The organism is Streptomyces sp. NPDC026538, from assembly GCF_055567535.1.
In genome coordinates this window covers 196,120-219,778 of the sequence record NZ_JBVHQG010000007.1, presented here as the reverse complement: position 1 = coordinate 219,778, position 23,659 = coordinate 196,120, and the positions used below count along the sequence as shown (strand labels likewise).

Annotated in this window: 19 protein-coding genes and 7 pseudogenes; 13 read left to right on the top strand and 13 right to left on the bottom strand. The window is 68.5% G+C overall.

Going from position 1 to position 23,659, the window contains the following annotated elements:
- Nucleotides 1–17 precede the first annotated feature (17 nt).
- Nucleotides 18–608 carry an SMI1/KNR4 family protein gene (locus ACZ4N4_RS27605; RefSeq protein ID WP_467593375.1) on the bottom strand — a complete coding sequence of 197 codons (591 nt, stop codon included), beginning with the start codon at nt 606–608 and terminating at the stop codon, nt 18–20.
- A gap of 660 nt (nt 609–1,268) precedes the next feature.
- Between ACZ4N4_RS27605 and ACZ4N4_RS27600 the strand changes: the two are divergent.
- A pseudogene (locus ACZ4N4_RS27600) lies at nt 1,269–2,105 on the top strand (IS110 family transposase); the annotation flags it as partial.
- 269 nt (nt 2,106–2,374) lie between these two features.
- Here ACZ4N4_RS27600 and ACZ4N4_RS27595 read toward each other — a convergent pair.
- The gene (locus ACZ4N4_RS27595) at nt 2,375–3,073 is read right to left on the bottom strand and encodes an SDR family NAD(P)-dependent oxidoreductase (RefSeq protein ID WP_467593371.1); all 699 of its coding nucleotides are present in this window, start codon (nt 3,071–3,073) and stop codon (nt 2,375–2,377) included.
- A gap of 105 nt (nt 3,074–3,178) precedes the next feature.
- On the opposite strand from ACZ4N4_RS27595, the gene ACZ4N4_RS27590 reads away from it, so the two are divergent.
- Complete coding sequence (locus ACZ4N4_RS27590; RefSeq protein WP_467593366.1) at nt 3,179–4,057, top strand: helix-turn-helix transcriptional regulator; 879 nt, start codon at nt 3,179–3,181, stop codon at nt 4,055–4,057.
- Nucleotides 3,993–4,712: a winged helix-turn-helix transcriptional regulator gene (locus ACZ4N4_RS27585; protein WP_467593363.1), complete on the top strand. Its 720-nt coding sequence runs from the start codon at nt 3,993–3,995 to the stop codon at nt 4,710–4,712. Before ACZ4N4_RS27590 ends, ACZ4N4_RS27585 begins: the two co-directional genes overlap by 65 nt.
- On the opposite strand, the gene ACZ4N4_RS27580 is transcribed toward ACZ4N4_RS27585, so the two are convergent.
- The 3 genes from ACZ4N4_RS27580 to ACZ4N4_RS27570 all read right to left on the bottom strand — a co-directional run bounded on the left by ACZ4N4_RS27580 (nt 4,643) and on the right by ACZ4N4_RS27570 (nt 7,063).
- Entirely contained in the window at nt 4,643–5,467 is an 825-nt protein-coding gene (locus ACZ4N4_RS27580; protein ID WP_467593360.1) for an MBL fold metallo-hydrolase, read from the bottom strand. The two genes, ACZ4N4_RS27585 and ACZ4N4_RS27580, sit on opposite strands and share 70 nt — an antisense overlap.
- Nucleotides 5,468–5,607: 140 nt before the next feature.
- On the bottom strand, nt 5,608–6,444 hold the full coding sequence (locus ACZ4N4_RS27575) for an enoyl-CoA hydratase/isomerase family protein (protein WP_467593355.1): 837 nt from the start codon (nt 6,442–6,444) through the stop codon (nt 5,608–5,610).
- A gap of 46 nt (nt 6,445–6,490) precedes the next feature.
- Nucleotides 6,491–7,063: an alpha/beta hydrolase gene (locus tag ACZ4N4_RS27570; RefSeq protein WP_467593349.1), complete on the bottom strand. Its 573-nt coding sequence runs from the start codon at nt 7,061–7,063 to the stop codon at nt 6,491–6,493.
- Nucleotides 7,064–7,581: 518 nt separating this feature from the next.
- Between ACZ4N4_RS27570 and ACZ4N4_RS27565 the strand changes: the two genes are divergently transcribed.
- A complete protein-coding gene (locus ACZ4N4_RS27565; protein WP_467593344.1) occupies nt 7,582–8,157 on the top strand; it encodes a CGNR zinc finger domain-containing protein in 576 nt (191 codons plus the stop codon).
- A 194-nt stretch (nt 8,158–8,351) separates the two neighbouring features.
- A complete protein-coding gene (locus tag ACZ4N4_RS27560) occupies nt 8,352–9,866 on the top strand; it encodes an MFS transporter (RefSeq protein WP_467593341.1) in 1,515 nt (504 codons plus the stop codon).
- Between the two features lie 29 nt (nt 9,867–9,895).
- Here ACZ4N4_RS27560 and ACZ4N4_RS27555 read toward each other — a convergent pair.
- From ACZ4N4_RS27555 to ACZ4N4_RS27545, 3 genes and pseudogenes are all read right to left on the bottom strand, one after another.
- Nucleotides 9,896–10,116: pseudogene (locus tag ACZ4N4_RS27555) on the bottom strand (transposase family protein); the annotation flags it as partial.
- Between the two features lie 220 nt (nt 10,117–10,336).
- Nucleotides 10,337–10,501 (bottom strand): annotated as a pseudogene (locus tag ACZ4N4_RS27550) (glycoside hydrolase family 15 protein); the annotation flags it as partial.
- Nucleotides 10,502–10,864: 363 nt separating this feature from the next.
- Nucleotides 10,865–11,275, bottom strand: coding sequence for a winged helix-turn-helix transcriptional regulator (locus ACZ4N4_RS27545; RefSeq protein WP_467593337.1), 411 nt, complete (start codon nt 11,273–11,275; stop codon nt 10,865–10,867).
- Between the two features lie 100 nt (nt 11,276–11,375).
- Between ACZ4N4_RS27545 and ACZ4N4_RS27540 the strand changes: the two genes are divergently transcribed.
- On the top strand, nt 11,376–12,245 hold the full coding sequence (locus ACZ4N4_RS27540) for an alpha/beta fold hydrolase (protein WP_467593333.1): 870 nt from the start codon (nt 11,376–11,378) through the stop codon (nt 12,243–12,245).
- Between the two features lie 38 nt (nt 12,246–12,283).
- Here the strand turns inward: ACZ4N4_RS27540 and ACZ4N4_RS27535 are convergent.
- Nucleotides 12,284–12,685: pseudogene (locus ACZ4N4_RS27535) on the bottom strand (transposase); the annotation flags it as partial.
- A gap of 150 nt (nt 12,686–12,835) precedes the next feature.
- Between ACZ4N4_RS27535 and ACZ4N4_RS27530 the strand changes: the two are divergent.
- A complete protein-coding gene (locus ACZ4N4_RS27530; protein WP_467593330.1) occupies nt 12,836–13,138 on the top strand; it encodes a hypothetical protein in 303 nt (100 codons plus the stop codon).
- A gap of 91 nt (nt 13,139–13,229) precedes the next feature.
- Here ACZ4N4_RS27530 and ACZ4N4_RS27525 read toward each other — a convergent pair whose 3' ends face one another.
- Entirely contained in the window at nt 13,230–14,204 is a 975-nt protein-coding gene (locus ACZ4N4_RS27525) for a TrmB family transcriptional regulator (RefSeq protein WP_453579601.1), read from the bottom strand.
- A 218-nt stretch (nt 14,205–14,422) separates the two neighbouring features.
- Between ACZ4N4_RS27525 and ACZ4N4_RS27520 the strand changes: the two genes are divergently transcribed.
- Nucleotides 14,423–18,556 carry a S53 family peptidase gene (locus ACZ4N4_RS27520; RefSeq protein WP_467593326.1) on the top strand — a complete coding sequence of 1,378 codons (4,134 nt, stop codon included), beginning with the start codon at nt 14,423–14,425 and terminating at the stop codon, nt 18,554–18,556.
- A 398-nt stretch (nt 18,557–18,954) separates the two neighbouring features.
- Nucleotides 18,955–19,177 (top strand): annotated as a pseudogene (locus ACZ4N4_RS27515) (IS256 family transposase); the annotation flags it as partial.
- Here ACZ4N4_RS27515 and ACZ4N4_RS27510 read toward each other — a convergent pair.
- From ACZ4N4_RS27510 to ACZ4N4_RS27500, 3 genes and pseudogenes are all read right to left on the bottom strand, one after another.
- Nucleotides 19,161–19,331 (bottom strand): annotated as a pseudogene (locus tag ACZ4N4_RS27510) (helix-turn-helix domain-containing protein); the annotation flags it as partial. The pseudogenes ACZ4N4_RS27515 and ACZ4N4_RS27510 overlap by 17 nt on opposite strands.
- 31 nt (nt 19,332–19,362) lie before the next feature.
- Nucleotides 19,363–19,929 (bottom strand): GNAT family N-acetyltransferase, encoded by a 567-nt coding sequence (locus ACZ4N4_RS27505; protein ID WP_467593323.1) that lies wholly within the window; start codon nt 19,927–19,929, stop codon nt 19,363–19,365.
- A 375-nt stretch (nt 19,930–20,304) separates the two neighbouring features.
- Nucleotides 20,305–21,498 (bottom strand): PP2C family protein-serine/threonine phosphatase, encoded by a 1,194-nt coding sequence (locus ACZ4N4_RS27500; protein WP_467593320.1) that lies wholly within the window; start codon nt 21,496–21,498, stop codon nt 20,305–20,307.
- Nucleotides 21,499–21,967: 469 nt separating this feature from the next.
- On the opposite strand from ACZ4N4_RS27500, the gene ACZ4N4_RS27495 reads away from it, so the two are divergent.
- From ACZ4N4_RS27495 to ACZ4N4_RS27480, 4 genes and pseudogenes are all read left to right on the top strand, one after another.
- Nucleotides 21,968–22,228, top strand: coding sequence for a hypothetical protein (locus tag ACZ4N4_RS27495; protein ID WP_467593317.1), 261 nt, complete (start codon nt 21,968–21,970; stop codon nt 22,226–22,228).
- Complete coding sequence (locus ACZ4N4_RS27490) at nt 22,183–22,404, top strand: hypothetical protein (protein WP_467593314.1); 222 nt, start codon at nt 22,183–22,185, stop codon at nt 22,402–22,404. Before ACZ4N4_RS27495 ends, ACZ4N4_RS27490 begins: the two co-directional genes overlap by 46 nt.
- A gap of 86 nt (nt 22,405–22,490) precedes the next feature.
- Nucleotides 22,491–23,198: a hypothetical protein gene (locus tag ACZ4N4_RS27485; RefSeq protein ID WP_467593311.1), complete on the top strand. Its 708-nt coding sequence runs from the start codon at nt 22,491–22,493 to the stop codon at nt 23,196–23,198.
- Between the two features lie 49 nt (nt 23,199–23,247).
- Nucleotides 23,248–23,634: pseudogene (locus ACZ4N4_RS27480) on the top strand (transposase family protein); the annotation flags it as partial.
- Between the last annotated feature and the right edge of the window lie 25 nt (nt 23,635–23,659).

Genomic DNA, 23,659 nt, shown 5'->3' with positions numbered 1-23,659 from the left:
TAACCAGAAAACAGAACCTAAAGGTGAACAACAGGATTTGGTGGAAGGGATGGCCCCCAGCCCGGCGGCAAGAGAGCCCACGAACCGTGATTCAACCACTCCCCGAATTGGATGGGTCGGGCGCCGCCGACGTGGTCCAAGGACAGCGGGACGATCCGGTCACAGGTAGCCCGTCCGTCCCACCAAACCGTGCCAGCCAGTGAGCCGGCGAGGGCTAACAGGGTGGAGAAGCCGCAGCCGTGCTCCTGGATGACGATCGCACCGGCTGTCTTCAGGCGCTCGAACTTGTCGGCCTCGTCGTCCCAGGCACGCCAAGCTGTTCGATACGCGGCGTCGTCCCCAAACGCCTCAGCCCGTGGCTCACGCGCCATCAGTTCGTCGTCGGCTTCGGCATAGGAGTCGGGATGCGGAAAGGGAATGGCTAGCAGCTCGCGCCGCCACTCATCGTTCCCGGCCCACCACCAACCACGCCTGGTCCGCTCAAGCCTGAAAAGCGCCCCACCTGCGCTCACCTTGCGGAGATATGCCCGGTATTCCTCGGAAAAAGACACACCGAGTTCCTGTTCGGCCTCGACGATCTCGACTTCGGTGAGTGGCGAGTCTGTCATGGGACGAGCCTAAGCCGTGTCGTGCAGACCATCGGCCCGATCAAACGGCCCCAGCGTGACAGAGTCGAACTGATCCAAGAGACACGGCCTAGTGCTGGACGACCTCGGTCGGAACGGTGAGCTGGACTGGTCACAGTGCAAGGGGGAACTGACAGGCCCGAATGCTAATGGGCGGCGAAGCGAGTCATCACTATCCGAATCCCGAGTGATAGCTCCTTCGAAAGACCGCGAGGCTCGGTTCGTAGCGTTCGGTGCCGGGAGAACCGCACAGAAGCCCTGGGATTGGATCCCTATCTGAAGAGTCGGTCCCCGGCACCGTCCGACGTCACCACGCTCTGGTTGTCGGAGCCATGTCTTAAGTCCAGGGCCGTTGGGCCCTCTGCAGAGACGCCCAGGTCCCGCGTTCCAGCAGCCACATCGCATCCGGTCCGATGATCAGAGCGTTGGTGTTCGTGGTCCGAGCCACCCGCAGGAACCACCTCTCACGACGCCCGGGGCCTTCGAGCGCTCGCCAAGACTGAGGACCCTGCGGGGAGCTGGGGTCACGAACGGCTAATCGGATGCTGGGCCATAGAGCCCTTCCATTAGGGAGACGCGTGTCCCTACACGGCTGTGACCAGCAGCAATGCACCCTGAACCGAAAAGACGCGACAGCACTTCATGCGCGATTACTGCGGGATCCACTGGGCAAGTGACCACCACGACGTCGCGCTGGTCGACCAGGACAGAGCCCTGTTAGCCGAGGCCCGGATCGGCGACAACGCTACGGGCCTGCAACAGCTCCTGGACCTCCTGGCTGCCCACGGCGACAGCCAGGACGCCTCATCCCGGTCTCGATCGAGACCTCCCGCGGCCTGCTGGTCGCTTGCCTGCGCGCGACCGGACAGCCGGTCTATGCGATCAACCCGATGGCCGCCGCCCGCTACCGTGACCGTCGCGCGGTCGCCCGGCGCAAATCTGACCACCTGGACTCCATGGTCCTGGCCAACGCGTTGCGGACCGGTGCATCGGCCCATCGGCAGTTGCCACGTGATTCCGAACTGGCCCAGGCCATTGCGGCCCTGGCCCGCGCCCAGCAGCACGCGGTCTGGGACCGCACCTAGGTCGGCAATAAACCCCGCTCCCACCTGCACGAATACTTCCCCTCTGCCCTGGAAGCCTTCAGCACTCGCGATGGATTGTGCGTCCCCGCGACCCTGGTCATTCTGACTGCCGCCCCCACTCCGGGGCAGGCCGCCAGGCTCACCCGCGCCCAGTTGCGAGCGCTGCTGAAGAAGGGGCGGCCGCCAGCGCGGCATCGACGCGGAGGCCGAGATGCTGCGCGAGGTCTTCCGACGCCCCCATATGCGTCAACTGCCGCTGGTGGAGGAGGCGATGGGCCGTCAGACCCTCACGCTGGTGCGGAAACTGGAGATTGCCTGCACCAGCGAAGATGACCTCGCTGCAGCGGCGGTGGAGTCTTTCGACAAGCACCCGGACGCACAGATCATCACCAGCAGAGCCTCCGCCAACTTGAAGGCAGAGGTCAAAGGGCTGGCGTGACGGTCTCCCGAGGTTCTCACGCTGGTCGGAGGCGGCAGTCTCCGGAGTAGATCGTCTGTCAGCGGTTGACTTCAAGATTCGTCATGACGAGCAGGGCACGCACCCGGGCCCGACGGCGGCTACCGTCTCGACGTGCCGGGCCCCGGCTCGTACGTCCTGATCATACCGGTCTCGACGTTCGGCCCGTTCTGTTCTTCAGGGCCGGTGACCCGGCACTGACGGTGTCAGGACCAGGCGATCTCGCCATGGCGGTCGATGAAGCGTCCGGTGCCGGCACCGGGCCCCTCGGTGGCGAGGGCGACGATCGCGTCCGTGCCCTCGGTGACGGTCTGGGAGCCGCTGTGACCGTTTATGTCGGTCGCGGTGTAGCCGGGGTCGGCGGCGTTGACGCGAATGCCCTTGAGCCCTTTGGCGTACTGCGTGGTCAACATCGTCAGCGCCGCCTTCGAGGAGGCGTACAGCGGCACGACGACGTGCGACTCGGACCGGCCGGGGTCGTGGGTGAAGGCGAGGGAGCCCATGCCGCTGCTGACGTTGATGATCACGGGGTCGTCCGAACGGCGCAGCAGCGGCAGGAACGCGGTGGTGGTGCGGACCACGCCGATGACGTTGACGTCGAGGACGGCGCGGGCGTCGGCGGCGGTGAGGTCGCCGGGATCCCCGAAGGGACCCTGGACCCCCGCGTTGTTGATCAGGACGTCGATCCTGCCCTCGTGCTCGGCGACGTCCGCGGCGGCGGCGGCTACGGACGCGTCGTCGGTCACGTCGACGGGGACGAAGCGTGCGCCCAGCGCGGCGGCTGCCTCCTCACCCCGCCCTCGGTCGCGGGCTCCCAGGAGAACGGTGTGACCGCACGCGATGAGGCGGCGGGCGGTCTCGCGGCCGATGCCCTTGTTGGCTCCGGTGATGAAAGTGATCGTCATGCCTTCGATGGTTGCCTGGACGAGGGAGCCGGACCAGAGACGCTTCGACGGTGGGAAGACCAGTACCACCCTCGCGCCCCCGCATGTGATCGGGGACGCGGGAGGATGGAGAGCATGACGACGACACCCCCCGGGGCCGGACTGGGCGCGATGATCCGCACATGGCGGAACCGGCTGCCCCCGTCAGCCGCCGGGCTGCCGGTCGTCCGCAAGCGCCGGGCTGTCGGGCTGCGGCGCGAGGAACTGGCCGACCTGGCCGGAGTGTCGGTCGACTACGTCGTGCGCCTGGAGCAGGGGCGGGCCACGACACCCTCGGCGTCGGTGGTGGCGTCCCTGGCGCGCGCCCTCCAGCTGTCCACCGCCGAGCGGGACCACCTCTACCGGCTGGCCCAGATCGTGCCGCCGGCGGACGGCACGATCTGCGACCATCTCCCGCCCGGTATGCAGCGGGTACTCGTCCGCCTCGGAGACGTACCGGTGGCCGTGTTCGCGGCGGACTGGCAACTGGTGTGGTGGAACCACGGGTGGGCCGCCCTGCTGGGAGACCCCGTGGCCTCGCCGCCGCGGATGCGCAACTTCGCCCGCGACAGGTTCCCGGTGGACGTCGATCACATCCCCCTCGCGCTGTGGCCGGTCACCGAGACGGACCCCGACACCGCCGACGCCGCCCTCGTCTCCGATCTGCGCCGCGCCACCGGCCGCTTCCCCCGGGACAGTCGCCTGGCCGCGCTGGTCCGCGACCTGAACGCAGGCAACGAGAGGTTCGCCGAGTTGTGGGCGAGGGGAGAGGTGACCGCGAACCGCGAGGTCCGCAAGACGGTCGATCACCCGTCGGTGGGCCCGGTCTCCGTGGACTGCGATGTCCTGACCGACGGCGACACCGAGCTCAAGATTGTCATCATGACCGCCGCGCCGGGCAGTGAGGACGAGACCAAACTCCAGCTCACCACCGTCGTCGGCCCACCGGCCGGCACGCGCAACTGATCCGCCCCGCCCCTCGGCCGACCGACGGCTCACGGTTTTCGTGACGCACCAAACCGTTGGACACGCACCGACGGGTGATCAGGACGGCCCGCTGGCGGACTGCCCGGACAGCGCCCTCGTTCCGCCTGGCCACGAACCGCGGTGCCCTGATGACATCTCCCTCGCCGCGCTGGGTGGTCGGTGGACGCCGCTGGTAGTCCGCGAGTTCCTACGCCGCGGTCAGACCACATACTCCGAACTGTCCGCCGCCCTGCCCGCTCTCTCGGACAGGCCGACCCAGTTGACCAGTGCGGGCGTCATCGAGCGTCACCGCACCCCGGGCTGGCCTCCGCGCGTCCGCTACATTCTGACCAGCCAGGACCGCGCCCTGAAGAAGGTGGCCAAGCAGGGCCGGGAGGTAGTCCTGATCGACGGCGCCCTCATCCCCACCCGACGCAGCACAGGAAAGGCCGACCGAAGAAACTACAGTAACGGCCCCGTCGTGGTGCGAGTTCGGGGGGTGGTCAGCCCCCGAACAGCCGTGCCAACAGTCCTGCGGGTCAATACACCTAGGGCGTCCAGCTGGTGGACGTGCTGCTCCGTGGGTCACAGACCGAACATCAACCACGCCTGGTGGCTGACCCAGTCGGGATACAGCTCGGTCATGGCGTCGTAGAGTTCGCGGTCGCTCGACGCCTCCTCCTGGACCCGGCCGAAGTCCACGAGGTAGCGCTTCGTCGCGTCGATGATCTCCGGTCCGTCCGGGGCGCCCGGCTTCTTGTGGCCTGCGACGACAGTCTTCGGGTTCAGGGCCGCCAGACGGTCGAGCGCGGCGATCCACTCCTGCCGGCTCTCGGGTGTTGTCGCGCCGACGAACATGTGGCACCGGTTGTAGACGACGTCGCCGCCGACGACGAGGTCGATCGCCGGTACGTGCAGGGACGTGCTGTCGACGGAGTCGGTGCGGCCCTGTTCGATGATGCGAAGCTCGTGGTCCTCCAGGGTGAAGATGTCGCCGTCGTGGGGCTCGGGCACCGCGATCGTCGCCGGAAGCTGACCCGGCCAGAGCTTGCGGTAGGTCGACAGCCGCGGCGACTGTGCGCGCATCAACTCCACCGACTTCGGTGTGGCGATGGCCCGGGCGTCGGGAAACCGCTGCAGCAGCACGCTGAGCCCCGCGTAGTGGTCGATGTGACCGTGGGTGATGTAGATCGTGGTGAGGTTGCGGTGGTGCAGGGCAACCCAGTTGGCCAGTGCCTCGGCCTCTGCAACGGTGGTGAGCGTGTCGACGAGGACGGCGTCGGTCTTGCCGAAGATCAGGGTCGAGGTGGTCGGATCCCATGCCATCGGTGGCCCGAACGGCCGTGGCCGCTCACCCACAACGGCCTTCTCAGGCGCGGTGAAGACGTTGACGCTCAGTGTGGATGTCATGTCCTGCGTTTCCTCTCGGTGTCGGCGTGGCCGTGGCCCCTGCCGCAAGTGAAAGACCCTGGCCTGCCCGGGCCGCGGAGGCCGGCCGGTCATGTCAGGCCGGTCCTGGGCCCGGGCCGCCGCACGCGCGGGTTCGCGCCTCAGCCGGGGAACTCCTCCACGGCCTTGCCCAGGTCGCGCTCGAGATCACCGGGGGTCTGCAAGCCTCGTCCGGCCAGGTAGTCCAGGCGCTCGCGGGACTCGGGCAGGGCGAGCAGGCTCTGGAACGTGACGGCGTCGGAGCGGACGTCGGTGGGTTTCGCCAGCGTCAGGTCGTTGACAGCACGCTTGGCCGCCTTGACTCCCTCGGGCGGGAAGCCGGCGATGCGCTTGGCCAGGCGTTCGACGAAGCCGTCCAGTTCGGCGTCGGGCAGCGCGCGGTTGATCCAGCCGTAGCGTTCGGCGAGGTCGGCGTCGAAGTCCTCGGCGCCGGCGATCGCTTCGATGGCCCGGTGCCGGCCGAGCCGCCTGGTCAGGTGCTGGACGCCGCCCGCGCCCGGGAGGGCACCGGTGGCGGACTCGAACTGGCCGAAGACCGCGTTCTCGCGCGACGCGAAGATCATGTCGCAGGCCAGGGCGAGTTCGTCGCCTCCGCCTCGGGCACGGCCGCGCACCTTGGCGATGGTGATCACCGGGACCCGTGCCAGCTTGTACAGGAACATGCCGAGCGAGGCGTCACCGGGACGTCCGGCCTTCGCCGCCTCCGCGGTGTACTGCGGGACCGCGGTGAGGTCGACGTGGGCGGAGAAGTAGTCGGGCGAGGCGCTGTCGATGACGACGACGCGCACATCGCCGGGTTCGGTGTAGAGGGTGTCGACGAGGGAGACCAGGTCACGGACCAGGTCGACTCCGATGAGGTTGAGCGGACCTGCGTCGAGTGTGGCGAACAGGACGCCGTCCTCCAGCCGGGTACGGATCGACGAGTAGGTGAAGCTCATGGCGAATCCTGGGTGTGAGGAGAGCAGGGTTGCGGGGGCCGGTCTGTCACAGGTTCTGCTGGAACCACTCCAGGGCGGCGCCGGACGCCGCCTCGAACTGCGCGTGGTACGGGTCGAAGTGACCGCCCTCCAGCAGGACGAGGCGTTTGGGCTGCAGCGCCCGTTCGTAGGCCGTCAGCACTAGATCTGCGCCGGTGACGTGGTCGTGCTTGGCGACGAGCATCATGACCGGGGTCGTCGGGCCGATCTGGTTGATCCACTGTCCCGGGGTGTACATGCGAGCCCACCGCATCGCGCGCAGGGTCGCGACGTTGTCCATCACCTTCCCGTCGATCGGCAGGGTGTAATAGGCGACGGCGTCGGGGTCGGTGTAGAAGGCGGGGATCGACGGGTCGTCGCTGACGACGGCGCGAGTTGCCGGCGGCTCGCCGCGCAGCTGGGCTCGCTCGTCGTCGTCGAACAGCTTCTCCAACGCGACCAGTGCCGGGCCCGACGCCCTGCGCTGCCCGGTGGCGCGCCCGTCCACGGTGGGGACCTGGGCGACCACGGCCTTGATCCGGCGGTCGGTGGCAGCGAGGACGAAGGTGTGGCCGCCGGCGTAGCTGCTTCCCCAGCGCATACACCGAGTACCGGCTCACACAGAAGGGCAAGGCCCTGCGGGTCGCGCTCGTCGCACTGCGGCAATGGGGCGAGGACAACCTGTTCGACCCGGAGGGGGAACGGCTCGGACTCGTCGACCGTCGCGACGGCCTGCCAGTGGCCCACCTGGAGATGCGCGCCCATGACGGCCGCGTCCTGGGGCCCGACGATGTCGAAGTCCGCAGCATCGGCGCCTGAACTGATCACCGCCCGCCGACGGCGACCGATCCGACGGGGAGGTGTGATGCGGGTGCGCGCCATCGGCGAGCCGCGACTAGGTCGCGTCGTAGGAGTACAAGCTCTCCGGCGCCACGGCTCTCGGCGTAGCGGACGGCCAGGCCGTCGTTCGTGCGGAAGTGGGGAGTGACTCATCGCGTTCCCCTCTCAGAGCCCGAGAGATAGTAATTGGTATTCCTGTCAAGACACTTACGGCATGTAGCACGCACGGGCCCAGGTGTAATGGTCTTCATTAAATAGACCATGTGCTATGGTGGCCGCATGGCAGGAGAGGGCGGTACGCAGGGCGCGCGGCGGATTCCGGTGACTGCCGCGGCGATCGTGGATCTGCTCAATTCGCGACCGCACGGGACCGACCCCGCGTTCCCCGACCGGCTCGAGGACGCCGGGACGGCAGGGGCCGTCCTGCGTCCGTTCGGCCAGTCGCAGGATGCGGTGCCCGGGCCGGAGCGCATCGCCAAGGTCCGTGACCTGCGGACGATCCTCGTCGGAGTCGTCTCGGCCCCGGACGGCTCTCAGGCGGAAGACCTCTGGGCGGATCTCACTACGAGTGCATCCTCGGTCACGTTGTGCCACGATTTCTCGGCGTCCGGGAGCGTGCGGCTGCGGCAGGTGGGCGGCGATCGCGTCGTGGGAGGTATCACCCGTACGGTGGCCGAGCTTCTGGGCGACGGCACCTGGACCCGGATCCGCGTCTGCGACAACGAAGCCTGTCGTCATGTCTTCTACGACAGCACACGCAGCCGGACCCAGCGATGGCACTCGTACGAGACCTGCGGCAACAGGACGAACGTTGCCGCATACCGGGCCCGGAAGAATGCCAGGTCAGAGAACTGATGCGTGGCCCTGACGATCACTTGGGGAAACGTGCCCACCCTCGGAGGGCCTGCGGCACGGCCTCACCGCGCACCCAGGTGCACATCCTCGCACGTCACCGCCGACGTCAGCCCGCGCGCCGTCCCACTGGGACTCACGCCGCGGCGGCACCTTCCCTCGCCGGTGGTCAGGGGAACAAGGACGGAAGAACAGCCATGGCAACACAGGGATCTTCGACCGCCCGGCGCGGACGGGTGCTGGCACCGGTGCTCATCTACCTGAGCTCAGTGGTGGCGGTGATCAGCAGCCTCGGCGCGCCGCTGATCCCCACCATCGCCGCCGCCGACCGCGTGTCGCTCTCCGAGGCCCAGTGGTCCCTGACCATCACCTTGCTTGTCGGGGCGGTGGCCACACCCACCATGGGACGGCTCGGCGACGGCGCGCTGCGGCGCCCGACGATCCTGGGCGCACTAGCGGTCGTGCTGGTAGGGAACGCGCTGGCGGCCCTTCCCTTCGGCTTCGGCTGGCTCATCGCGGGCAGGGCGCTGCAAGGCGTGGGGCTCGGCCTGATCCCGCTGACGGTGGCGACCGCCCGAGACAGTCTGCCGCCCGAGCGCTCCCGTTCAACGATCGCGCTGCTGTCGGTCACCGTCGTCTCCGGCATCGGCGTGGGCTATCCGCTGACCGGACTGATCGCCGAGAACTTCGGGTTCCACGCGAGTTTCTGGTTCGGCGCGGCGGTCAGCGCGGCCGCCCTCGTGGCGGCGGCGCTCGTCGTGCCCAGCACGCGGCACCTCAGTCGGCGCCCCCTGGACGTGACGGGTGCGGTTCTGTTCGGCGCGGTCCTGGCAGGACTCCTCCTCGTCCTGAGCGAGGGACAGTCGTGGGGCTGGACCTCACCCACGCTGCTCGGCCTGAGCGCGGTGTCGCTGGTGTGCTTGGCGGTCTGGATCGTGTTCGAGCTGAAGACCGGTCAGCCGCTGGTGAACCTCCGTCAGCTGAGGAACCGTGTGGTGCTGACCGCGGCCGTGGTGGGGCTCGTCGCGGGCATGGGCACCTATCTTCTGCTGTCCCTGGTCACCCGACTGGCCCAAACCCCCACGGGCCCGAGCGGTGGCTTCGGGGTGTCGATCGTCGTCGCCGGGCTCATCCTGTTCCCCTTTTCGGCCGGCACCCTGGTGGCGAACAAGGTCGTCCACCTGGTGGCACAGCGCATGTCGTGGCGGCTGACCCTGCCGCTGGCCTGCGCGGTCACCTTGTCGTCCCTGCTGATGTTCGGACGGGCCCGGACCGGCCTGTGGGAACTCTTCGTCGTGATGGGCCTGAACGGGCTTGGCGTGGGCTGTGTGTTCGCGCTCATACCCGGCCTGGTCGTGACCGCAGTGCCGGCCGACGACGTCGGCAGCGCCATCGGCTTCAACCAGGTGCTCCGCTACGTCGGATTCACCACCGGAAGCGCCCTGAGCGCCGTCGTACTCGAAAGCCACACCGCGGCGGGAGCGGCCCTGCCGGACCCCGGCGGCTACGGCGTCGCCGCCGTGTGCGGGATCGTGATCAGCGCGGCAGCCACGGTGGCCGCGATCGTACTTCCGGGACTGCGGCGTTCGGGCGTGGATACCGCCGCGGGCGACGGGCACCCGACGGTGGTGAAAGGCGCGGTGGCCGTTCAGTCCTCCCCTCCGGCCAGTCCGAACCTCACCGTGTCCGTCAACGAGTCCGGACCGCATTAGACGATGCTCCCGGACGGTCGGCGTCCCGCCGGGGACGTGCAGCCCCGCTGCGCGAGCAGGGGACGCACTTCGCTGATTGCACGGGTGATGGTGGAGCGGTCCACGCCGAACCAGCAGGCCAGCACGTCATTGCCTGGTGCTGTTCGTGCCACAACGGCCCCACCTCAGCGACGAGTTCAGCGATCACTTCCGGCGACAGTCCAGTGACCCGGTACTCCGCCACAATCAACTCGCGTGCCCCAGCCCCCATCGTGCCCCGTTCAACGAGCTACCTGGGCGCCAAGCCACAGCCAACCGTGCACGAGGTCGTTAGCATGGCGTTCTGCCGGTAGGGCCGGGTCCTCAACTAGGTGTGCCGTGCCGAGGTGAGGGATCTGCGCAGCCGAGCGCGGCGTAGGCTTCCAGCACGAGCCGGGATCGGGGGCTCGCACGGCGAATGCTCCAGGGACGCCGCCGGGCCCGCCCGTCAGCACAGTGCGGTCGAGATTGAAGGCGGCGCTGATGAGGGCGAGGTGGATGAACGCCTGGGGGAAATTGTTCAATTGCTCACCGGCATGGCTGACCTCCTCGGCGTACAGGCCGAAATGGGTGGCGTAGGTCAGTATCTTCTCGAAGGCAAGACAGGCTTCGTCCAAGAACAACCGCGGATAGGTGCCCTCGACGGCCGACTTCGGGATCTTGGTGCACTTCGGGCAGAACCGGAAGATGCCCCCTCTCGAACACCATCTCCCCGTTGTCCTTCACCAGCTCCTTCGTCGCCAGCCACTGCGCCGGCGATTTCCCTTCCATCTCCTACTCGCCCAGCAGCCCGCAGCACCGCTGCATCGCGTCCGCGGCCGTTGCCGTGCCCTGCCCGTCGAAGTGGAACGGCGTGCCCAACACCATCGCGTCGAAGTCCTCCTCCGGCGTCGACCTGACAAAGCGACGTGGTATCAGGGCGGCGACGCCGGCTACATCGAGTACCCCAGCCACCAGTGCTGAGCGCGGAACCGGCCTGCCTACCCCTCATCGGCCTCCTGGTCGGCGGCTTTGTTGGCGCGGTCGATCTCGGCCATGTGCTCCTCCGCCCAGGTCCGAAGCCCCGCAAGCGCGGCTTCCAGGGACAGCCCGAGTCCGGTGAGACGGTAGAAGACCCGCGGCGGCACGGTCGGTTCGACCCGGCGCGACACCAGCCCGTCGCGGGTCAGGCTTCGCAGCGTCACGGACAGCATCTTCTGCGAAACGCCGGGCATCCGGCGTCTCAGCTCCGCGAAGCGCACCTCGTCCGGTGCGGCATCGGCGAGCGTCTTGACGGCCATGGACGTCCACTTCGTACCGATGCGGTCCAGCAACTGCCGCGTGGGGCACCGGGGATCGAACAGATCGCCGCGCACCCCGCGACCGGCGGCCCGGGCTCCTCGGGTGGTCACCTGTGGCTCACCACCTTCCCTGAAAGTGCCGTCTAGGAAGCGGTTGGACGGTTACCTATCGTTCTGTGGTCACCAATGGTAACCAGTCGGAGGAGCCGTCATGCCCGCCACCACCGCACACCAACTCCGCCGCATCGCGACGAACGGCATCCAACTCAATGTCGCAATCGCCGGGGACGGACCTGCGGTTCTCCTGCTGCACGGCTTCCCCCACACCTGGCAACTCTGGAGCGGCATCATGGGCCGACTGGCCGGGCAGTACCGGGTCATCGCCCCGGACCTGCGAGGCTTCGGTGCCAGCACACGTGCCATCGAGGGCTACGACGCAGGCACCCTCGCCGCCGACGCCGAAGGGCTGCTCGATGCACTCGGCGAGCCCTCGGCAGCGGTGGTGGGCATCGACGCGGGCGCCGCCCCCGCCGTCCTGCTCGCGCTGCGCCGCCCCGGCCTCGTCCGGCGCCTGGTCGTGATGGAGGCACTGCTCGGCCGCCTGCCCGGAGCAGAGCACGTCATCGCGGGGGGCGCTCCGTGGTGGTTCGGTTTCCACGCCGTCCCCGGCCTCGCCGAGACCGTCCTGGCCCGCAACGAGGCCCCGTACATCGACTGGTTCCTCGACTCGGGGACGCTCGGGCGAGGAGTACCCGACGATATCCGTGCGGCCTTCGTCCACGCGTACACCGGGAGCGAAGCCCTGCGCTGCGCGTTCTCCTATTACCGGGCCCTGCCCACCAGCGCGCAGCAGATCCAGGACGCCGTCGCGACAGCTCGGCTGACCGTGCCCACCATGGCCGTCGGCTCTCACCCCGTCGGCACCGGGCTCGAACGCCAACTCCGTCCCATCGCCGATGACCTGGTCGGACACCACCTCCAGGACTGCGGCCACATCATCCCCCTCGACCGCCCCGACGCGTTGTTCGCGCTCCTTGCTCCCTTCCTCTCCGCCGATCTGCCGATCTGCCGAAGTGACTGAAGCGGGGCCGAAGGATCACGGTCGGCGCTTCGGGCGTTCGTTCCTTGTCTGCCGCAGTCGACCGGTGAACGTCCGGTGGCCTCCCCGCCTCCAGGTGCCTTGGTGATCGCTCCGTCGACGGCGGTCTGGTCGAGGACGAGACCGACGATCCGGTCGTAGGACTTCAGTGCGAGCTGCATGAGCCGGGCGAAAGCGCCCAGTCGTATCCATTCGTCGCGGCGGCTGCGGATCGTGGTGGCCGAGCAGGTTGTGTCGGCGATCGCCTCGTAAGAACGGCCGAAGCGCAGCAGTTGCAGCATCTTGTCGAAGATGATCCGGTGGCTGATGCGTCAGCGGTGGCAGCCGAGTGGATGGTCCGGGTGGTACTCCGGCCGCTCGGGCAGCACGGCTGCGAATTGGTCCCAGAGCGGTTCGGTCAGCCATGATGGACGGGCGGGCACAGGTCTCCCCAGTGATCACGGAGCGTCCAACTCCATGATCACCGGGACCTGTGCCCGTCTGTTGCCGGTGTCCCCAACCGCGCCTGTCCGCGCGACCTCTAAGCGTCCGGCGCGGCTTCGCCTTCGACTGCGCCGGCGTGCCGACGGTCTGTGAGCAGGCCGTCCGTCGTGCTCGGCCTGAACCGAGTCCTCATCCTGGTCGGGATCAGCCCCAGGCCGATCACCCTCCGCGAGGGTCTGGCCTTCAACTATCTGGGCAAGCAGGTGCGCGGTCACTACGGCGGCAGCCCCGAGTCCGTCACCGAGCCGGTCCGGCTGGCCGAGGTCGGTCGTCTCGACCCGGCCCCGTCCATCACCGACCACATCCCGCTCGCCGAGGCCGCCGACGCGGTCAACCGGCTGGAGAAAAGAACGATGACCCGATCCGCCTCATCCTCGTCCCCTGACAACTGAACAGAAAGTTCATCAAGACCACCTCGGGCAGGGGCGAGTGAGCGCCGGTGCCCGAGGTCTTTCGTTCGCGGCCCCCTGATCCACAGGGGGTTCAGAGCCACCCGCGGCGGGCCGCCTGCGCGCCCGCCTGGAATCGGCTCGTCGCCCCGAGGCGGGTGGTCAGGTCGGTGATCCGGCGGCGCAGGGTGCGTTCGCTGAGGCCGAGTTGGCGGGCTATGGTCTCGTCCTTCAGCCCGGCATGGAGCAGGTGCAGCAGAGCACGGTCGGCCTCGCTGAGGTCGGGCTGCTCTTCCGTCTCCTGGGCCTCGCTGCCGAACACGGGGGTGGCCTGCTGCCAGCTGGCCTCGAAGAGGTCGACGAGGGCGTCGCACAGCGGTGACCCGTGGACCAGGGCGGCGGTACTGCGCAGGCCGTCGGCGCCGGCGGTGAGCGGAACGAGGGCATCGCGGCGGTCGAAGACCAGCAGTTTCAGCGGCACATGGGGCAGCACCCGGGCCTGTTCCCCGAGGAGCACGAGATGCTGGAGCAGTTCCGCGCGTTCCGGGACGGCCAGCACCTGGCTCGAGTAGATCGCCCGTGCCCGTACGCCACGGGCCAGCAGGTCCTCCTCGAACTGCAACGCGCTCGCGTCGGCCGTGAGATAGGGCGGGGTGTCGAAGCACAGGACCTCGTGCTCGGCGCCCGCCATCAGCTCGGTCAGCCAGGCGGTGATCGCGGTCGGCCCCTCGACGATCTCCACCAGCCGGCTCGGATCAGAGCTCAGCTTGCGCTCGTTGAACTCGGCCCCGTAGGCGTCCAGCGTGGCCGCCGCGCGTTCCAGCTCCAGACGGCGCGCGCGGATCAGGGCGGCCAGGCCGATGCGCGGGTCCAACGGGGCGTAGCGGGTGGGCCGTCCCGCCGAGGGAACCGCGAGGCCCGCGGCGACCAGTTCGTCCAGCATGCGGCGAGCTTGTGCCGTGCCGCAGGACTGGTGCCTGGCCAGTTCGGTCGCCGTCAGTGGCGGCGAAGCCAGCAGATGGCGATAGGCGCGCTCGGTCGGATCGTCGAGACCCAGGGACTCCAACACAGGTACGCCTCTCCTTCGCACGGACCGGCCCGGGCAGCGTGTGGCCGCTACCGGCCGCTGACTGGTATCGGCCAGCCATTCCTCACCCGGTGGGACGGGCGTGCTGGAACAGTACCGGCATCTCCCTAAAGGCGGTTCACCAGTGCTTTCTGCGACGCGACCGCCCTGTTCCCACCCGAGAGGCACACAGTCCATTGAGAATCCGAATACGCGCTGGCATGGTCACCACCGTGCTCGGGCTTACCGCGGCCCTGCTGGTCACGCCGCCCGCTCGGGCGGACGCCCCGCCGGACGCGAGGGGCATTCGGCTAACCGCCGCCGCGATCGAGAAGCTCAGCAAGCGGTACCAGACACGGATAGACGGCACGCCCGGACAGGTGGCCGCCCAGCAGGGCCCCGCCGCTGCCGCCCCGGCCCCGCAGGGCACGGCGCCGACCCTGAAGGCAGGCGCGGAGAACCGGACTGACGCCGCGCCCACCGCTCCGGGCCTCAAGCGGACCGGCCAGTGGGAGACCGCGCGGGGCTTCGCCGAGGGCGTGGCGCTCGGCGGAACCAAGGACTGGGTGGGCGTTTTCAGTGGCGGCACCGTCGCCCGTTACGACGCGCAGGGCAAGCAGGTGTGGGGCCGCGGAGCCACCTCCTTGTACAAGGACTGGCAGGTGACCCCTGACAACTGGTTCCAGCCGTACGACTATCTACCGAATCTCTATGTCGGCTACAACCCGTACCAGATGTCTGCCAGCGGCAAGCACCCGTACGTGACAGGCGACTTCAACGACGACGGTGTCGACGACGTCGCCGTGGCGTACGCGGTGGGCGACTGGCCGGGCCGGCCGTACTCGTCGCCCGGTTCGCAGCTCCACTACGGCACCTTCGTCACCGTCCTGGACGGCCGTACTGGAAAGGCTGCGTGGCACAAGCTGCTTCCCGGCTCCGTCGGAACCATGCTGGTCCAGGACGGCAAGCTGCTCGTCGCCGACTCCACCGGCCCGGACTGGGGCGCCGATCCGGTCGCCGAACAGGGCGACAGCCGCAGCAACCTGACCGCCTTCAGCTTCCGCCGGGCCGCTCACGGAAACCTCGCCGGGACCGCCGACTGGACCTACTCGACGCACGCGCCCTGGGCCCGCTGGGGCGATCTGACGTCGCTGGGCGCCGGCCGGATCGCCGCGTCCTGGTCCGACACCCCCATGGGCCTGGGCAACCCGCGCCCGGCCGGCGGCAACGTGCTGGTGCTCAAGACCTCCGACGGCAAGGTCGCGTCGCACGTCAAGACGCCCGGCTACCCGCGCATGCTGTTCAAGGACCCAGGCGCGGACCGCGTCCTGGTGGTCGAGCAGAACGACCCGTTCGACAAGGTTCGCTGGGACCTGACCGCGATCGACGCGCACAGCGGTGACCGCAGGGTGCTCGCCTCTCGTGAGGGCACCGTGCCGGAGGCGTTCCAGGTCCTGCCGAACGCCCACGGTGGTCAGCCCCGGTTCGCGGTAGCCGAGCTCGGCGTCGACGCGGACCTGTCGGACGGTCAGAGCACCATCTCCGGCTGGGACGGTCAGGGCCACGCCCTCTGGTCGTATACCACCGCCTCCACGGTCGGTGGGCCCAATGCCCCGACTATGGAGCTGTCGTCCGACGCGAAGGGCAGCGAGGTGTTCGCCTCGCTCTCGGACCCGACGAGAGACACCGCCGCCACCCCCGCGGGTCCCGAGCACACCCAACTGCTCGGACTGAATGCCGCGACCGGTCACCTCGACTGGCGGCAGGAGGGGGCCGTCTCCGGCGACACGCTCACCCGCTACCAGGGCGGACTCCTCACCGTCGGCTATGACGACACCGCCTACACGGTCAACCCCCGCAGCGGCAAGGCGCAGGCCATGCCCCTGGCCGGCGACCTCTACACGGCCGTCGCCACGGACGTGAACGGCGACGGGACCAAGGACCTGATCACCGGTGGTCAGAGCCGCGGCGTCTTCGCCCTCGACGGCAGGACCCTGAAGAAGGCGACGCCGACCGTCCTGTGGAGGGCAACGGTCGACAGCTCGGTGCACTCCCTGCGTCTCCTGCCGAACCCCGGCAAGGGGACCGGCGACTCCGTGGTGGCCGCGACCGATCAGGGTTTCGCCGTTCTGAGCACGCACACCGGTGACCTGCGGACGCATGTGCACACCGGCGGCTTTGTCGCCTCGCTCACGGTCGTGGGCAACGGCCACAGCGGCTCCGAGATCGTTGTCCCGGGCAGCAGCCTGACCGCATACACCGCGCAGGGCAAGAAGCTCTGGACGTACCGGCCGAAGGGCACGGAGGGCAAGAGCCTGTTCTTCTCCAGCGTCACCACGGACGACGCCGGACACCTGTTCTTCGAGTACGGCGGCACGCACAACGGGGGCCTACCCAAGGAGGCCACCGATCCGGCGCCGACGGCGGTCGGCCTGGACGCCGTCACCGGCACCCCGATCTGGACCGAGACCCCGACCGGTTCGGGCGCCGTCGCGATCGTGCCGACCAACCCGGCCCTGGCCGATCCGAACATCCCGGGCGCGGACGGGCACGGTGTCGCCTTCGCGTACACCGGCGATTTCACGACCTACCACCACCTGGTCCAGATCCTCGATTCCCGCACGGGCGCAGTGATCAAGACCTACGACAGCCCCGGGATGTCACAGGGCTTCGTCGCGTCCAAGAAGACCGGCCTGGTCGAGATGCGCGAGTTCAACGACATGGTCTACCCGGCGGACGGCAGCGAGCCCTACGACGTGCCCACCTTCTTCGGCTTCCACTCCGGAGTGTTCGCCAAGTCCGTCGGCGGAACCGAAGCGTTTGTCGGCGCCTACCAGGCTCTGTGGTCCTACGACACACCCTTCGCGGACAACGACGGGTTCCTCCGCGAGAGCGCCGTGGACTCCGCCCTGGGGGCGAGTCAGGTCCAGACAGCCGAGCTGGGCGACGGGCCGGGAGACGACATGATCGGTCTCGCGCTCGACTGGCGCGCCCTGCGAATCTCGGCCTCGGCGATCGGCGACGGCGTCAACGACATCGACTACTTCCCGCACGGCCTGACCACCTACCAGCTCTCCGAGGACGAGCCCACCCGGATCCCGACCCCTCCGGGCGGCGGCACATCGGTCGCGGCCCCGTCAGCCGCTGCCCGGGCCGATCAGCCCGACGACAACCGTCCCCGCAGCGCGAGCCCGCTGAAGGAACTCGACATGCCGATCGGCACCGCTTCGGTCCCGATCGAGATCCAGAGCAAAGCCGCGGCAGCCAAGAAGCTGAGCGTGGGCCGGGACAACACCAGTGAGGTCACCCGCGGCTACACCCCGCAGCAGATCCAGGCACGCCTGGGCCTCAAGGGTGACGGCACCGGCCAGACGATCGCGATCGTCGACGCCTACCACTATCCGACGGCGAAGCAGGACCTGAACCACTTCTCCGCGCACTTCGACCTGCCGCAGACCTGCGACACGGCGAGCGCGGGAGCGGACTGCTTCGACTTCCAGCAGGTCTACGCGGACGGCACCCAGCCCGACGTCGACACCGGCTGGAACGAGGAAGCGGCGCTGGACATCGAGTGGGCGCACTCGGTGGCCCCGCACGCCAAGATCGTCCTGGTCGAAGGCACAGACCCGACCATGGCCGCGCTCTACCGGGCCGATGACGTCGCCGCGGCACTGCACCCGGCCGCGGTCAGCAACAGCTGGGGCTCCGGCGAGTTCTCCGAGGAGGCCTTCTACGACGGCCACTGCAAGCTGGCCGACTCGGTCTGCGTCCAGTCGACCGGGGACTCCGGCTACCCCAGCGGCTACTCGGCCACCAACCCCTACGCCCTGGCCATCGGCGGCACCAACCTCCAACTGGACGCCGACGGCAACACCACAGGCGAGACGGCGTGGAAATCCACCGGCGGCGGCCTGAGCTACTTCGAGCCGCGCCCGGCCTACCAGGACGGCGTGCAGTCCTCGCCGCTCCGGGCCACGCCGGACGTCAGCTTCGTGGCCGATCCCACCACCGGTGTACCGGTCTACATGACCATGACCGTCGGTGACACCACCAGGTCCGTGTGGTTCGAGGTGGGCGGCACCAGCCTGTCCGCCCCGATCTGGGGCGCGATCATCGCCTCGGCCGACCAGCTCCGGGCCACCGCCGGCAAGCCGCACCTGGCTTCCGACGGCCCTGAGGGTGACACCGCGCACACCGATGTGTACGCGCTGGACAGCGCCTCCCTGCGCGACATCACCTCCGGCTCCAACGGCCCCTGCGGTGCCGAGTGCACCGCCGGGCCGGGCTACGACACGGTCACCGGTCTCGGCTCGCCCATTGCGGGCGTCGACGCAGCCCTGGCGGCGCTGAGGTAAGCGCCCAGCGCAAGCACGCAGGGGCCCGGCATCCCTTCTGGACGCCGGGCCCCTGAGCTGTCAGTCGAGGCCGGGCAGCGGGCGCTGGGTGACCTCACGGGCGTCGTCGAGTTGCCGCTCCAGGGGTGTGGCGGGCTGGGTGCCGGCAGGCGGCCGACCGAGGCTTCGCCGATGTCCTGACGATGAGCACTTGCGGAGCCGGCGAAGGACGAGGAGATCGCGTCCTTGCGCAAGCAGGTGCGCGAGCTGGAGATGGAACGTGGCATTCTGCGCCGGGGAGCAATGCTCGGCACCTGTGGATCAGTTTCGGGAGGGACGCGGAAGGCGTACCTTCCCGATGATCCTTTGATGGTCTCCGGGTAGGCCCGCGTCACAGCGCGGGTCGGGAAGGCTCGCCCGTGTTGCGCGTAGTCACCGACGACGGCTCCACCCAGTCCGGCTCCCTGATCGACGAGATCGTCCGCGAGGGCGCCCGCCGGATGCTCGCCGCCGCCCTGGAAGCAGAAGTCAACCAGTACATAGTCGAGTTGGCGGCCGAGGCAGATGAGGCGGGCCGCCGCCTGGTCGTCCGCAACGGCCACCACCGGCCCCGGACCGTAATCACGGCGGCCGGTCCAGTCGACCAGCGGTTCGCCGACATCCGGGTCACCCTGAACCGTCGGGCCACCTCCCGGTCTCTGGCTCCGGCCTCGATCAGGTCAGCGGCAGCGAGCCGGACTTGCTCACGCCGAGCCCATTCCTCGCCCGTCAGTCCACCGCCATCGGGATACCTCATTCTCCTGGCATAGCGCGGCCCACGACGGCCGTCACGGGTCATGCCTCGCCCCGTGGCGCAAGTCGTGAGCATCTCGGGGGATCCGGTACAGCACGCACTGGCGAAGCGACCCCTCGGGCACGCTCGGATCCTCGAAGTCGTCGGCTGGATCCCGGGTCATGCCGATCCGCCGCATCACTGCCTGGGAACGAAGGTTGTGGACAGTCGTCGACGCCACCAATTCCGGCAGCGCGAGGGCCTCGAAGCCGAAAGCCAGGCAGGCCAGGGCGGCCTCGGTGGCGTAACCGTGACCCCACGCCGAACGCATCAACCGCCAACCGATATCCACCCCCGCGAACGGCATGTCCTCGCCCACTTCGTCCAAGCCGACACGCCCGATGAACTCACCAGTCTCCCGCGCTTCGAGCGCCCACCACCCAAAACCTCGCTCGTCAAACTCCGTCTGCATGAATGCCACCGCTGCATCGCTCTGCTCCCGCGTCAGCAGTGCTCCCAGGTGTTCTCGGACTTCAGGATCGGCGTTCATAGCCGCCCACGGTCCGAGGTCGGACTCCCGCCACCGGCGGAGCAGAAGACGATCGGTTCGCAACTCTGGCATGCCACCCAGCCAATCTGATCAAGATCAGGGTGTCGATCGGTTATGTCGAACCCTACGGTCCTCGTCCATGCCAGACCCGCTGCGCAGATCCTCACGGCTGACACCACCCGGCGGGACGCCATCCCGTCACGACCCGAAGTGACCCACACCATTAAAGATCTCTAGAGGAATACGGCCCGGATGCGAACATCGCCCGGCACATCAAGACCGGCATCGTCTCCGGCCAAGACGAAGGGGAATAGGCACCGATGGGAATCCTCACCGACAGCCTCGACAAGGCCAGCGCCGCACACTTCACCCGCCCCCTGCCGAAGTCGGCCCAGAAGCAGTTGCAGTGCCGCTCTCAGTAGGGACTCAGGAGCAGGCCGTTGCGGCTCATCGCTGCGGGTCGGGTCTGGTCTCGGCTGGCCGGCTGCGATTGCCGTGCCAGTCCAGTATCAGGACCGTAGCGTCGTCCTTGAGGCTGCCGTGGCAGGCGTCAAGCACCGCGGCGGTCAGGGTCCGGACGGCTTCTCGGGGGTGCAGCGCGCGGGTGTCGTGAACGACCGAGGCCAGGTCGACGGCCGCGGCACCGCGCTCCTGCATTCCGTCGGTGAGCAGGACCAGGCGGTCCCCGGGACGCAGGTGCAGTTCCTGTAGGCGGTAGGTGGTGGGTGCCGCCACACCGAAGGGCAGGTTGGCGGCGAGTTTCACCTCTTCGACGGCGTTGTCACGCAGCAGCAGCGGCCGGGGGTGGCCGGCGTTGACCAGTTCGCACAAACCCGTTTCGAGGTCGACACACAGCAGCTGCCCGGTGGCCAGGCCGCGGCTGTGACTCAGCAGGGTCTCGTGGGCGTGGCGGGCCTGCTTGAGGGCGTCACAGCCGCTGCGACGTGCCCGCCGCAGCGCGCCGACCAGCAAGGTGGCCAGCAGAGCGGAGTTGGTGTCGTGGCCCATGGCATCGGTGATGGACAGGTGCAGGGTGTCGCGGTCGAGGGTGTAGTCGTAGGTGTCGCCGCCGATGTCGTCGGCCGGGACCAGCCCGGCGGCGAGGGTGAACTGGGCCGCCTCGCAGCAGGGCGCCGAGGGAAGCAGCTGGTGCTGGATCTCCGCGGCCAGGCTGGTCCTGGTGGTGCGCCGGCCCAGGTGGTACAGATCGGTGAAGCGGCGGTCCGTGACGATGATGTAGGCCAGTGCGTGGGCCGCGTCGCGGACCTGTCGGAGCACGGTCTCGTCGGCGGACTGCAGGGTCACCTCCAGGACGCCGATGCAGTCGCCGCGGTTGGTGACCGGCGTGATGACGCGCCGCCCACCCTGTCCGTCCGGCTCCACATGCTGGCGCTGACTCTGCAGAACGCTGTCGTAGACACTGCCCTGCAAGGCGATCGTCTCGCCAGGGTCGGCGGCCTCATCGCCGGCCGCGGCGAGGCGTACCAGTCGCTGGCCGATGAGGTCGACGAACAGGAAGGACGCGTGCTCGGCACCGAAACGCTTTTGCAGGTCGTGTGCCACGACGTCGACGGACTCACCGGGCGGGGCCGCTTCCGCAGCGGCCAGCAATTCGCCCAGTTCCAGATCTCCACCCTTCACAGCAACCTCCTGTCGGTTGCCGCATCTTCTTCCCCGAGTCTGCGCAGCATCACCTGATCTGCCCATTTCTCCTGGTCAGGACAGCGGGCCAGATCGGTACGAGCAGGGCCCGGGTCCGTCAGGGGGCGCCCGTGGGCGGTCGTGCGGCCAGTGCGTCGGCGGCCCTGGATACAGAGGAAACAGCATGTCGACTGCATGGCGCGCGATCCGGGGACGGACCGATGCGCTGTACGGGGTCGTGTACCAGGCCGCGCTCTTCCGGTACCTACCGGAGCAGTTCGCGGTTGCACCTGGCCCTTCGGACGAGGCCGCTGGTATGCCACCGTCCCGCAATGGTGCCCGCAGGCGGAACCTGCGGTGAGTGTCCGCGTCGCATGTCCGGCTCGCACGTGTCCTGGAGGTTCCTCGCGGGATAACCTCGGGCGGATCGCGCGGCCTCACGCCACCACTGGTGAGGGCGCCGTGTGCTGTGACCGAAGTGCTGCCCAGCTCCGACAACGCCGGCGACGACGACGCCGACCGCGAAGCTGTCGAACAGGAGCGGGCCAAACTGCGGGAGTTTGTCGCAGGGCTGACCGCCGACGACATCAAATCGGGCGGCTGGTTCACGAAACTCTGCACCCAGGCGTTACGGTCGTACGCCGAGAAGGCCACTTGGGAGTACTTCCAGCAGAAGTACAAGGCGTGCCCGCGCACGGCATCGTCGGGCAGCAGATCAAGCTCGCGGTAAAGAACGCCATGATTGAAGGCGGGATCGCCTCCAGCCTCTACGACGGGACGATCGCCGTCACCATCGGGCCGTTGGGTGGCGCGAGCCCCGTCACTGTTCCGGCCATTGTCGTCACCTTTATGGTTGACCTGACGTACATCACCCAGCTGCAGATGCGCCCAAGGGCTGTCCAGTAATCGATCACGGGTGGCTGTCCTGTGCGAGGCGCATGATGGAGGGCTCGCAGGTCACAGGCCCGTTGGCCAAGCCTTAGCATGCCTTCGTGACGCGGCCCTGGACGAAGGGCGAGATGGCGGATGAGTTTGCCCAGTTGCTCGGGATGGCTCCTGTCGGCGTGGACGGCGGCAACCTCACGTTCGCACGGGGAGACTTGCAGTCCACACTCTCGATCTGGAAAGACCGCTACGACCGGGCGATGTTCGGCTGGATGGTCGTCACCTACGACACCGCTCTTCGTGGCCCGATGGAGAGCTTCGGCGGAATGAGCATCCGGATCGACCACCCGACGCCAAGTTTCGAAGCGAACCCGACCAACATCCCCCCGGGGGCCTGCCACCGCTGGCCGGCGAGTGGAAGTCCCCTGGGGAGGGAGGCCACTGCCGCCGTCACTGATTACGGGCGTCCCTCCTTGCACTTCGTCCGCGACCGCCACGACCTGGGCCTGCTCCTGCTGGCAGATACCCACGTTCACCGCGACAGCGTCTGGTCCTTCGCACCGACCAACAACGAGCCGGGACGGCTTGCACAGGCGATCCTGCTGGCCCGGCACTGCGGGGACCAAGAGCTGGAACGGGCGGCCGTGGCCAAGCTGCGGAGGCGAGGCGAGGAACCTGTGTCGCCCTGGCCTGACTACCTCTTCCGGCAAGCCGTCGCCGACTGGGCCAAGCAGTACTCCAAGGCCACCGGGATCCACCTCAGTGACTTGGCCATGCTCAAGCGGAAACGCCCTCACTGTCCCGAGGCCCCGTAATCTCAAGGTCCCCGTTCCAGTGCTTGCTTACCCGCAGCATGATCTCCATGTGGCTGCCGTGATCACATCCTCGGAACCGTGCTGGATAACCCCGTTCACGGGGCTGACCCCACATAGCTACAACAAGGTCGTTGCCGCACTGCGCACAGGCGGCGCCGACGATGCACGGCGGGGACGGCCCTGGAGCCTTCCGCTGGAAGGCCGGGTGCTCCTAGTGGCTGCGTACTGGCGCACCAACCTCACCATGCGCCAGCTGGCACCGCTCTTCGGGATCTCCAAGTCTGCCGCTGATCGCATCATCGACCACATGGCTCCTCTGCTGGCCCTGCAACAGCGCAGGCGCTTCAGCGCGGTCACCGTACTGGTTGTTGACGGCACCTTGGTGCCGACGCGTGATGACACCGTGGCTGAGCAGTCGAAGAACTATCGTTACTCCATCTAAGGCCTGTCCGGCGGTTCAT